The organism is Apibacter adventoris, assembly GCF_002964975.1.
In the GTDB taxonomy this organism is placed as follows: domain Bacteria; phylum Bacteroidota; class Bacteroidia; order Flavobacteriales; family Weeksellaceae; genus Apibacter; species Apibacter adventoris.
On record NZ_PSZM01000040.1, the window covers coordinates 1 to 12,414 of the forward strand.

The 12,414-nt window shown below is 32.0% G+C and carries 12 protein-coding genes; 11 read left to right on the forward strand and 1 reads right to left on the reverse strand.

Annotation, left to right across the window (positions count from 1 at the left end; genetic code table 11):
• The 9 genes from C4S77_RS13035 to C4S77_RS06800 form a co-directional block, all read left to right on the forward strand.
• Positions 1–873, forward strand: an 873-nt coding sequence (locus C4S77_RS13035; protein WP_105246921.1) for a hypothetical protein, incomplete at its 5' end; no start/stop codon positions are given.
• Positions 874–879: 6 nt separating this feature from the next.
• Positions 880–1,857, forward strand: a complete 978-nt coding sequence (locus C4S77_RS06765; protein ID WP_146106064.1) for a hypothetical protein — start codon at positions 880–882, stop codon at positions 1,855–1,857.
• A gap of 6 nt (positions 1,858–1,863) precedes the next feature.
• Positions 1,864–2,841 (forward strand): hypothetical protein, encoded by a 978-nt coding sequence (locus C4S77_RS06770; RefSeq protein ID WP_105246923.1) that lies wholly within the window; start codon positions 1,864–1,866, stop codon positions 2,839–2,841.
• Between the two features lie 6 nt (positions 2,842–2,847).
• Positions 2,848–3,825 (forward strand): hypothetical protein, encoded by a 978-nt coding sequence (locus C4S77_RS06775; protein ID WP_105246924.1) that lies wholly within the window; start codon positions 2,848–2,850, stop codon positions 3,823–3,825.
• A 6-nt stretch (positions 3,826–3,831) separates the two neighbouring features.
• Complete coding sequence (locus tag C4S77_RS06780; protein WP_105246925.1) at positions 3,832–4,806, forward strand: hypothetical protein; 975 nt, start codon at positions 3,832–3,834, stop codon at positions 4,804–4,806.
• A gap of 6 nt (positions 4,807–4,812) precedes the next feature.
• Positions 4,813–5,790 carry a hypothetical protein gene (locus tag C4S77_RS06785; protein ID WP_105246926.1) on the forward strand — a complete coding sequence of 326 codons (978 nt, stop codon included), beginning with the start codon at positions 4,813–4,815 and terminating at the stop codon, positions 5,788–5,790.
• A 6-nt stretch (positions 5,791–5,796) separates the two neighbouring features.
• Positions 5,797–6,756, forward strand: coding sequence for a hypothetical protein (locus C4S77_RS06790; RefSeq protein WP_105246927.1), 960 nt, complete (start codon positions 5,797–5,799; stop codon positions 6,754–6,756).
• 6 nt (positions 6,757–6,762) lie between these two features.
• Positions 6,763–7,734: a hypothetical protein gene (locus C4S77_RS06795; RefSeq protein WP_105246928.1), complete on the forward strand. Its 972-nt coding sequence runs from the start codon at positions 6,763–6,765 to the stop codon at positions 7,732–7,734.
• Between the two features lie 6 nt (positions 7,735–7,740).
• On the forward strand, positions 7,741–8,712 hold the full coding sequence (locus C4S77_RS06800) for a hypothetical protein (RefSeq protein WP_105246929.1): 972 nt from the start codon (positions 7,741–7,743) through the stop codon (positions 8,710–8,712).
• 83 nt (positions 8,713–8,795) lie between these two features.
• Here the strand turns inward: C4S77_RS06800 and C4S77_RS06805 are convergent, their stop codons facing one another.
• Complete coding sequence (locus C4S77_RS06805) at positions 8,796–9,218, reverse strand: hypothetical protein (protein WP_105246930.1); 423 nt, start codon at positions 9,216–9,218, stop codon at positions 8,796–8,798.
• A gap of 418 nt (positions 9,219–9,636) precedes the next feature.
• Here C4S77_RS06805 and C4S77_RS06810 point away from each other — a divergent pair, with 418 nt between their 5' ends.
• Positions 9,637–11,844, forward strand: a complete 2,208-nt coding sequence (locus C4S77_RS06810; protein ID WP_105246931.1) for an anaerobic ribonucleoside triphosphate reductase — start codon at positions 9,637–9,639, stop codon at positions 11,842–11,844.
• A complete protein-coding gene (nrdG, locus tag C4S77_RS06815; protein WP_105193941.1) occupies positions 11,837–12,340 on the forward strand; it encodes an anaerobic ribonucleoside-triphosphate reductase activating protein in 504 nt (167 codons plus the stop codon). Before C4S77_RS06810 ends, nrdG begins: the two co-directional genes overlap by 8 nt.
• The last annotated feature ends 74 nt before the right edge of the window (positions 12,341–12,414 follow it).

A 12,414-nucleotide genomic window follows, 5' to 3' on the forward strand; every position in this document is an offset into this window, starting at 1 on the left:
GACTATCTAAAGAAAAATATCCAGCGTTATAGCTATGAACCTTTATATCAGATAAAAGTAAGGACTGATTATAATTATCAAATACTAATCAATGATTTTCCGGTGTTTACTAATTTTGATTATGAATTAAAGGGTGGTGCTATTATGTTTAATATAAATAAAGCAATTTTACAATCAGGAATACAAAAACTGGAAATTCGAATTTATCCGGAATCTATTAATGAGATTACCCAAAAAGAATTTTTAGATTCCAAAGGATATTTTAAGTTGCAAATGACCCAAACTGCCTGGCGCAAAGACGGAGGAGGTTTGGAAGAACCGAAAACCATTCTGGAATATGAATTACCTAAGGAAAATAAACATATCGGGAATACGATCGATTATGCTAAATTAAAGAGCTTTACCGACAGTTTATCTTTTGAAGCTACCGTGCCCTATCATTTGCAAGGCTGGACTAATGGAGAAGTTTTTAAAGAAGAAGATTCCCTTCAGCTCAAAGCTCAGGTGGCTGCTTTTTATCAGGATATAATAAATGCCTACCAAAAGAAAGAATGGGATTATATACGAACACAATATTTACAAGCTGATAAGGAAAAATATCAGGCAGAATACATCACAGATGAGAATATTGAAAAATTTCAAAAAGGATTGGAGAATAGTAAGATAGATCGAAAATTTTTTCCATTAGAGAATTATAAGTTGAGCGTCTATGGCAATGGACGTATTTTATGTCTGGGAACGATTTCCGGTGAAAATAAAGGGTATTCTGCTTTAGGTTATCATTATGAAACAAAAGAAAAAATCGGGGATAGTTTTATAAGTTTATACCTGTACCGCCCCAAAGGCTCTTCTCAGTTTCAAATTATTCGGTAATAGAGAATGAAAAAGAGTTTGTATATAGCATTTTTATTTCTTTTTTTCCTGTACGGCTGTGCGCAGGAAAAAAAAGAACGAACCATGAATATACTCACTACTACGCAACGGATAGACTATCTAAAGAAAAATATTAAGCGATTTGATTATGAGCCGCTATATTATATGGAAGTTGAAACTAATTATAATTATCAGGTATTAGTTAATGATTTTCCGGTAAATGCCAATTTTGATTATAAATTAAAAGGAAGTATGACATTTAATATTAATAATTCTATATTACAATCCGGAAAACAAAAATTGGAAATTCGTATTTATCCGGAATCTATTAATGAGGTAACCCAAAAGGAATTTTTAGGTTCTAAAGGCTATTTTAAGTTGCAAATAACCCAAACCGCCTGGCGCAAAGACGGAGGAGGGCAGGAAGAACCGAAAATCATTTTGGAATATGAATTACCTAAGGAAAATAAGCAAACCGGGAATACGATCGATTATGCTAAATTAAAGAGCTTTACCGACAGTCTGTCTTTTGAGGGCAAGGTACCGTATATATTACAGGGCTGGACCAATGGAGAAGTTTTTAAAAAAGAAGATTTCCTTCAACTCAAAGCTCAGGTAGCCGCTTTTTATCAGGATATGATAAATGCCTATCAAAAGAAAGAATGGGATTATATACGAACACAATATTTACAATCAGATAAAGAAGTATATCAGGCAGAATATTTTCCGAATAATATTATTGAAGAATATCAAAAAGGGTTGGAGAATAATAAAATAGATCGAAAATTCTTTCCATTAGAGAATTATAAGTTGGGCATTTACGGCAACGGAAGGATTTTATGTTTGGAAACAATTAGTGGAAAGAATAAAGGGAATTCAGCTTTTGGTTATACCTATGAAAATGAGGAAGAAAGGGGAATTATGTATTTAGATTTATATCTTTATCGTCCCAAAGGCTCTTCCCGGTTTCAAATTATTCGGTAATAGAAAATGAAAAAAAGTTTGTATATAGCATTTGGGTTTCTTTTTTTCCTGCACGGCTGTGCGCAGGAAAAAAAAGAACAAACCATGGATATACTGACTACTTCGCAACGGATTGACTATCTAAAGAAAAATATCCAACGTTATAACTATGAACCCTTATATCAGATAGAAACAGAAACCAATTATAGTTATCAGGTATTGGTCAATGATTTTCCGGTATATACCCATTTTGGACCTTACGGATCTATGAAGTTTAATATTAATTCTTCCATACTTCAATCAGGAAAACAAAAGTTAGAAATAAAAATTTATCCCCGATACATTAATAAGACCGATCAGAAAGAATATTTAGATAATCGGGGAACTTTTAAATTGTTTATAACCCAGACAGCTTGGCGTAAAGACGGAGGAGGTTTGGAAGAACCGAAAACCATTCTGGAATATGAATTACCTAAGGAAAATAAGCAAACCGGGAATACGATCGATTATGCTAAATTAAAGAGCTTTACCGACAGTTTGTCTTTTGAGGCGAAGATACCGTATATGTTACAAGGCTGGACTGATGGAGAAGTTTTTAAAAAAGAAGATTCCCTTCAGCTCAAAGCTCAGGTAGCCGCTTTTTATCAGGATATAATAGATGCCTACCAAAAGAAAGAATGGGATTATTTTAATACACAATATTTACAGGCAGAAAAAGAGTGGTATCAGTCAGAATATTTTCCGGATAATATTATTGAAGAATATCAGAAAGGAGTAGAAGATAGTGATGGTAAATATAAAATAGTTTTTTTCCCTTTAGAAAATTATAAACTAAGTATTTATGGAAATGGACGTATTTTATGTCTGGAAACGATTTCCGGAAAGAATAAAGGAAAATCTGCTTTTGGTTATACCTATGAAAATGAAGAAAGAAAAGGAACGGTGTATTTAGATTTATACCTGTATCGTCCCAAAGGCTCTTCTCAGTTTCAAATTATTCGGTAATAGAAAATGGAAAAAAGTTTGTATATAGCATTTGGGTTTCTTTTTTTCCTGCACGGCTGTGCGCAGGAAAAAAAAGAACGAACCATGAATATACTGACTACTTCGCAACGGATTGAGTATTTAAAGAAAAATATCCAACGATATGATTATGAACCTCTATATTATATAGAAACCATAACAAATTTAAATTATCAAATATTAGTTAATGATTTTCCTGTATATACTAATTTTGATTATGAATTAAAAGGGGGGATGATATTTAATATAAATAAGGCTATATTACAATCCGGAAAACAGAAATTAGAAATTCGAATTTATCCGGAATCTATCAATGAGATTACCCAAAAAAAATTTTTAGATTCTAAAGGCTATTTTAAGTTACAAATGACCCAAACCGCCTGGCGTAAAGACGGAGGAGGTTTGGAAGAACCGAAAACTATTTTGGAATATGAATTACCTAAAGAAGATAAGCAAACAGGGAATACGATCGATTATGCTAAATTAAAGAGCTTTACCGACAGTTTGTCTTTTGAGGCGAAGGTACCGTATGTATTACAGGGCTGGACTGATGGAGAAGTTTTTAAAGAAGAAGATTCCCTTCAACTCAAAGCTCAGGTAGCTGCTTTTTATCAGGATATAATAAATGCCTACCAAAAGAAAGAATGGGATTATATACGAACACAATATTTACAAACTGATAAGGAAAAATATCAGGCAGAATACATCACGGATGAGAATATTGAAAAATTTCAAAAAGGATTGGAGAATAGTAAGATAGATCGAAAATTTTTTCCATTAGAGAATTATAAGTTGAGCGTCTATGGCAATGGACGTATTTTATGTCTGGGAACGATTTCCGGTGAAAATAAAGGGTATTCTGCTTTAGGTTATCATTATGAAACAAAAGAAAAAATCGGGGATAGTTTTATAAGTTTATACCTGTACCGCCCCAAAGGCTCTTCTCAGTTTCAAATTATTCGGTAATAGAAAATGAAAAAGAATTTGTATATAGCATTTGGGTTTCTTTTTTTCCTGTACGGCTGTGCGCAGAAAAAAAAAGAACAAACCATGAATATACTGACTACTACGCAACGGATAGACTATCTAAAGAAAAATATTCAGCGCTATAACTATGAGCCTTTATATCAAATAGAAACAGAAACCAATTTTAGTTATCAGGTGTTGGTTAATGATTTTCCGGTATATACCCATTTTGGACCTTATGGATCTATGAAGTTTAATATAAATTCATCCATATTTCAGTCCGGAAAGCAGAAACTGGAAATAAAGGTTTATCCTCGTTATATTAATAAGACCGATCAGAAAGAATTTTTAGATTCCAAAGGATATTTTAAGTTGCAAATGACCCAAACTGCCTGGCGCAAAGACGGAGGAGGTTTGGAAGAACCGAAAACCATTCTGGAATACGAATTACCTAAGGAAAATAAGCATACCGGTTGGACTATTGATTATTCTAAATTAAAAAGTTTTACCGACAGTCTGTCTTTTGAGGCTGAGGTACCGTATACATTACAAGGCTGGACCAATGGAGAAGTTTTTAAAAAAGAAGATTCCCTTCAACTCAAAGCCCAGGTAGCTGCTTTTTATAAGGATATACGAGAAGCGTTTGAAAATGATGAAGAAAATTATCTAAGCACTAAATATTTAGAAGCCAATAAAGAATGGTATCAGTCAGAATATTTTCCGGATGATTTAATTCAACGTTTGCAGGATGGCTCTCATGTAAAAGAAAAATACAAAAAAAGATATTTTCCTTTGGAAAATTATAAGTTGAGCATTTATGGCGATGGTCGAGTTTTATGTCTGGAAACGATTTCCGGTGAAAATAAAGGGAATTCAGCCTTAGGCTATACCTACGAAAATGAAAATAGAGAGGGAATACGCTTTTTAGATTTATACCTGTATCGCCCCAAAGGCTCTTCCCAGTTTCAAATTATTCGGTAATAGAGTGTGAAAAAGAATTTGTATATAGCATTTGGGTTTGTTTTTTTCCTGCACGGTTGTGCGCAGGAAAAAAAAGAACGAACCATGAATATACTCACTGCCTCGCAACGGATTGACTATCTAAAGAAAAATATTAAGCGATATGATTATGAGCCGCTATATTATATAGATGTTGAAACTAATTATAATTATCAGGTATTGGTTAATGATTTTCCGGTGTATACTAATTTTGATTATGAATTAAAAGGGGGTATGACATTTAATATTAATAATTCTATATTACAATCTGGGACACAAAAACTGGAAATTCGTATTTATCCGGAATCTATTAATGAGGTTACCCAAAAGGAATTTTTAGGTTCTAAAGGCTATTTTAAGTTGCAAATGACCCAAACCGCCTGGCGCAAAGACGGAGGCGGTTTGGAAGAACCGAAAACCATTCTGGAATATGAATTACCTAAAGAAGATAAGCAAACAGGGAATACGATCGATTATGCTAAATTAAAGAGCTTTACCGACAGTCTGTCTTTTGAGGCCAAGGTACCGTATGTATTACAGGGCTGGACCAATGGAGAAGTTTTTAAAGAAGAAGATTCCCTTCAACTCAAAGCTCAGGTAGCTGCTTTTTATCAGGATATAATAGATGCCTATCAAAAGAAAGAATGGGATTATATAAACACTTTATATTTAAAATCGGATAATGCCAAGTACCAGGCAGAATATATCACAAATGAGAATATTGAAAAATTTCAGAAAGGGTTGGATAATAGTAAAAGAGAACGAAAGTTCTTTCCATTAGAGAATTATAAGTTGGGCATTTATGGCAATAGTCGTATTTTATGCCTGGAAACAATTAGTGGACAAAATAAAGGATATTCTGCTTTAGGTTATCGTTATGAAACAAAAGAAAAAACTGGGGTTAGTTTTATAAGTTTATACCTGTACCGCCCCAAAGGCTCTTCTCAGTTTCAAATTATTCGGTAATAGAGAATGAAAAAGAATTTGTATATAGCATTTGGGTTTCTTTTTTTCCTGCAAGGCTATGCGCAGGAAAAAAAAGAAGAAAAGATGCAAAATATGTTATTAGATAGCTTAAAAAAATATGAATATGAGCCTTTATATCAAATTGAAATTTTTACAAATTATGCTTATAGAGTAAAAGTTAATGATATACCTGTAAAAAATAATTTTACAGAATTTCTAAAAAACACAAAGTTTAATATCAATTCAGCAATATTATATTCAGGAAAGCAAAATTTAAGTATTGAGATATATCCTGAATATATTGATAAAAATAAACAAAAAGAATATTTAGATAATCAGGGAACTTTTAAATTGATTGTATCTCAGACAGCCTGGCGCAAAGACGGAGGAGGGCAGGAAGAACCGAAAATCATTTTGGAATATGAATTACCTAAGGAAAATAAACATACCGGGAATACGATTGATTATGCTAAATTAAAGAGCTTTACCGATAGTCTGTCTTTTGAAGCTAGCGTACCCTATCATTTGCAGGGCTGGACCAATGGAGAAGTTTTTAAAGAAGAAGATTCTTTACAGTTGAAAGCGCAAGTAGTAGATTTTTATAAAAAAATAATAAATTTATACAATACCCACAATTTTAAAGAATTATATCAATTGTCTAAATTACAAGAGTATGAATTAGCACAGTATAATTATTTTACAAAAGATTTAATTATAAGTAATAGAGAAAAATTTAACAATACTCTACCTAAGAATAGGTTAAAAATGCTGCCTTTAGAAAATTATAAATTAGAGTTTTATGCTAATAATAGGGTGTTAGCTCTTGTGCGAGTAGATAATCCGTTTAAATATAAATCAGCTATAATTGGAGAAAAAGAAGATATATATGGTAATAATAAAATAGTGATTTTAAATAAGCTATTATATCGTCCCATAGGCTCTTCCCAGTTTCAAATTATTCGGTAATAGAAAATGAAAAAAAGTTTGTATATAGCATTTGGGTTTCTTTTTTTCCTGCAAGGCTGTGCGCAGGAAAAAAAAGAACGAACCATGAATATACTAACAGCCTCACAACGGATTGAGTATTTAAAGAAAAATATCCAGCGATATGATTATGAGCCGCTATATTATATAGATGTTGAAACCAATTATAGTTATCAGGTATTGGTTAATGATTTTCCGGTATATACCCATTTTGGTACTTTTGGCTCACGTTTAATGAATATTAATTCCTATATACTCCAATCCGGGAAACAAAAACTGGAAATAAAGGTTTTTCCTCGTTATATTAATGAAACTACTCAGAATGAGTTTTTTGATGCTAAAGGATATTTAACCTTAACGCTTACCGAAACTTCTTGGCGCAAAGATGGAGGAGGACAGGAAGAACCGAAAATCATTCTGGAATATGAATTACCTAAGGAAAATAAGCAAACCGGGAATACGATCGATTATGCTAAATTAAAGAGCTTTACCGACAGTTTGTCTTTTGAGGCGAAGGTACCGTATGTATTACAGGGCTGGACTGATGGAGAAGTTTTTAAAGAAGAAGATTCCCTTCAACTCAAAGCTCAGGTAGCTGCTTTTTATCAGGATATGATAAATGCCTATCAAAAAAAGGAATGGAACTATATACGAACACAATATTTAAAATCCGATAAAGAAGTATATCAGGCAGAATATATCACAGATGAGAATATTGAAAAATTTCAAAAAGGATTGGAGAATAGTAAAATAGATCGAAAATTTTTTCCATTAGAGGATTATAAGTTGGGCATTTACGGAAACGGGAGGATTTTATGTTTGGAAACAATTAGTGGAAAGAATAAAGGGAATTCAGCTTTTGGTTATACCTATGAAAATGAGGAAGAAAGGGGAATTATGTATTTAGATTTATATCTTTATCGCCCCAAAGGCTCTTCTCAGTTTCAAATTATTCGGTAATAGAAAATGAAAAAAAGTTTGTATATAGCATTTGGGTTTCTTTTTTTCCTGCAAGGCTGTGCGCAGGAAAAAAAAGAACAAACCATGAATATACTCACACCTTCGCAACGGATTGACTATCTAAAAAAAAATATTCAGCGTTATAATTATGAGCCTTTATTTGAATTAAAAGTACAAACCAATTATAGTTATCAGGTATTGGTCAATGATTTTCCGGTATATACCCATTTTGGTACTTTTGGCACACGTTTAATGAATATTAATTCCTCTATACTTCAATCCGGAAAACAAAAACTGGAAATAAAGGTTTTTCCTCGTTATATTAATGAAACTACTCAGAATGAGTTTTTTGATGCTAAAGGATATTTAACCTTAACGCTTACCGAAACTTCCTGGCGTAAAGATGGAGGCGGTTTGGAAGAACCAAAAACTATTTTGGAATATGAATTACCTAAGGAAAATAAGCAAACCGGGAATACGATCGATTATGCTAAATTAAAGAGCTTTACTGACAGTTTATCTTTTGAAGCTACTGTGCCCTATCATTTGCAAGGTTGGACCAATGGAGAAGTTTTTAAAAAAGAAGATTCCCTTCAGCTCAAAGCTCAGGTGGCTGCTTTTTATCAGGATATGATAAATGCCTACCAAAAGAAAGAATGGGATTATATACGAACACAATATTTACAAGCTGATAAGGAAAAATATCAGGCAGAATATATCACAGATGAGAATATTGAAAAATTTCAAAAAGGATTGGAGAATAGTAAGATAGATCGAAAATTTTTTCCATTAGAGAATTATAAGTTGAGCGTCTATGGCAATGGTCGTATTTTATGTTTGGAAACAATTTCCGGAAAGAATAAAGGAAAATCTTCATTTGGATATACCTATGAAAATAAAGATAGGAGAGGAATTTGGTTTATAGATTTATACCTGTATCGTCCCAAAGGCTCTTCCCAATTTCAGATTATTCGGTAATAGAGAATGAAAAGAATATATATAGAATAAAAATAATCACTGTAAGGTAGTATTTGTTTGCCCGTTAAAGATAACTATAACATTTAGTTAAAAGAAGAATTGTTGCTTATTTTAATCAATCTTCCACTACTTGTTACCTCTTTTTTCCCGTCAAAATAAGAAGTTTTATAATACAAAACGTCATTTTCTATTTTCACCATTTTAACAATAATTCCACCATTATGGTTTATATATTTTTTAAAAGGGTCTTTTTTACTGTCTTTTTTAGAAAAAAATAGAGAATAATCACAATCATTTAACCAATGAATTTTTTTGTAGGTATATTCTTGATTGGTAATCTCTAATTGTTTTTGTCCGTTTCTTATGATAATCGAACTTAAAGTAGCATTATCGTCATTAATACTTTTAAACTCCCCTTTAGTAAAATCTAAACAGGTCAAGTTTTTATTTTGAGCATGTAAAATACACGAACAAATAAAAAATAAAAAAAATATAGTTTTATTCATGAATCAAAGATAGTAAAATAATTTATCCAATATAAAAATACTGTTAATAATTAAAATGATTATTTTTTATAATGTATAGAATTGTTTAATATTTTATTTATAATATAAATTATTTCTTTTAAATTGTGATTAAATTAAATTATTTTAAATTTTTTATATTAATTATATAATAATAATTATGTTGAAAAGTTAAAAAGACCTCCAAATATATTTTTAGAGAAAAAAATTACCTTTGTACAAGCATCTAAAATAAAGGAAAAAATAAAATTTCGCTATATTTTTTCGATATATATAGCTTGTAGGAAGGTTAGTCACGATAAGCAATACTACTTAAATAATTATCTGAAAGCAATCATTTTTTAAGTGATTAAAATTTCTTCCGTGGAGCATAAACGTTGTTAATAAAAAAATAAATAACATGATTCAGACAGTTGTTAAAAGAGATGGTCGCATTGTAGAATTTAATGAAGATAAAATTATTAGTGCAATTCGTAAAGCTATGCTGCAAACAGATGAGGGAGAAGACCTTTTCCTAATAAAAGCAATAGCAAAAAATATATCGTGTCAGGGTATAAAACAAATGACTGTAGAGGATATTCAAGATATGGTAGAAATGGAACTCATGAAAAGTCCACGTAAAGAAGTTGCAAAAAAATATATAGCTTACAGAGATCAGCGAAATATAGCTCGTAAAGCAAAAACCGGAAATATGTTTTTGGAGATTATTGAAATCCAATCTAATGAAGTTACTCGGGAAAATGCAAACATGAATGCCGATACGCCTGCCGGAATGATGATGAAATTTGCCAGTGAAACCACTAAACCTTTTGTTGATGATTATTTATTAACCCCAGAAGTTCGAGAAAGTATACGTTTAAACTATTTACATATTCATGATAAAGATTATTTTCCTACCAAAAGTCTTACCTGCGTTCAACATCCTTTAGATAAAATATTACATGATGGGTTTTATGCCGGGCATGGAGAATCCCGTCCTGCAAAAAGAATAGAAACAGCAAGTATGCTTGCTTGTATTTCTCTCGAAACTGCTCAAAATGAAATGCATGGAGGACAGGCTATTCCTGCTTTTGATTATTACCTAGCTCCTTTTGTTCGTAAAAGTTTTATAGAAGAAATAAAAATTTTAGAACAAATTAACGGGAAAAGTTATGAATCTCTTTATAACTCAGAAATAGATGATTATTTATATCATCCATTAGAACAGCTGGAAGGAGATAAACGCATTATACAACATGCTATTAATCGTACGGTCAGCAGGGTACATCAATCCATGGAAGCATTTATACACAACATGAATACCATACACTCACGAGGAGGAAATCAGGTAGTATTTAGTTCTATAAATTACGGAACCGATACAACAGCAGAAGGCAGATGTGTAATCAGAGAATTGCTTAAAAGTACTGAAGAAGGAGTAGGAAACGGAGGAACCGCTATATTTCCCATACAAATATGGAAGAAAAAACGCGGAATCAATTATCTTCCGGAAGATCGAAATTACGATTTATATCAATATGCATGTAAAGTAAGTGCCCATAGGTTTTTTCCTAATTTTTTGAATTTAGATGCTACTTTTAATCAACATGAGGAATGGAAATCAGAAGATCCTGAACGTTATAACTACGAAGTGGCCACTATGGGATGCCGTACGCGTGTATTTGAAAATCGTTTTGGTAAAAAAACATCTGTGGGTAGAGGTAATATTTCTTTTTCCACCATAAATTTAGTACGCCTTGCCTTAGAATGTAGAAATATAGAAAACAGAAAAGAAAGGTTAAACACATTTTATCAAAAACTGGATAAACTATTAAATATAATGGCTGTACAATTACATCAACGTTTTGAATTTCAAAAAACGGCAGCCCCCAAACAATTTCCTTTGCTTATGTCTGTATTATGGGAAGGAAGTCATGAACTCAGCAATGAAGATACCATAGAAAAAGTTATAAATCAAGGAACGTTAGGAATTGGTTTTATAGGTTTGGCAGAATCATTAATAGCTTTAATTGGTAAACATCATGGGGAAGATGAAGAAGCTCAAAAATTAGGTTTAGAAATAATCACCTATATGAGAGATAAAGCCAATGAATTTTCAGAAAAATACCAACATAATTATAGTATATTAGCTACGCCGGCAGAAGGGCTCGCAGGCAGATTTACACGTCAGGACAAAAAAGACTTTGGAATAATAGAAAATATTACAGATAAAGAATACTATACCAATTCTAACCATGTGCCGGTTTATTATAAATGCAGTGCTCATCATAAAGCAAAAATAGAAGCCCCATATCATGAATTGACACGAGGTGGCCATATTTTTTATGTGGAAATAGACGGCGACGCAACCCATAACCCCGAAGCCATTATGACAGTAGTAGATATGATGGATAAATATAATATGGGATATGCCTCTGTGAATCATACCCGTAACAGATGTTTACACTGTGGATATGAAAATGCCTCTTCTCATATAGAAGAATGTCCAGAATGCGGAAGTGAAAATATTGATCGCTTACAACGTATTACCGGTTATTTAGTAGGAACCACAGATCGATGGAATAAGGCGAAACTTGCAGAGCTAAATGACCGTGTAACCCATGGGTAAATTATCTATATTAAATATAATACAAGATACTACTGTGGATGGTCCTGGTTTTAGGACTTCCATTTATGCTGCCGGATGTATTCATAAATGTGAAGCCTGTCATAATCCGCAATCTTGGGACAAACATAATGGAAAACTTTATCATATAAATGAATTGTTGGAGGTTGTTAAAGAGGCAGATTTTGCAAATGTAACATTTACAGGCGGAGATCCTCTAATACAGGTCGAAGGATTTACAGAATTGGCTACTTTAATAAAGAAAGAAACACGCAAAAATATCTGGTGTTATACAGGTTTTACTTATGAACAAATATCCAAATCAAAAAAACTATCCCTAATATTGCCTTATATAGACGTCATTATAGATGGAAAATTTATAAGTTCACTACATAAAGAATCCTTACTATTTCGTGGTAGTTCCAATCAAAGGATAGTTGATGTGCAACAGTCAATACTTAACAAAAAGCTAACCTTATGGGGAAAGGAAAACTATTGAATATAAGTAAAATACTTTTGCTATGTATTTCCTAATTTTTTAATGGTTCTGACAAAAATATTATAACTACTCAT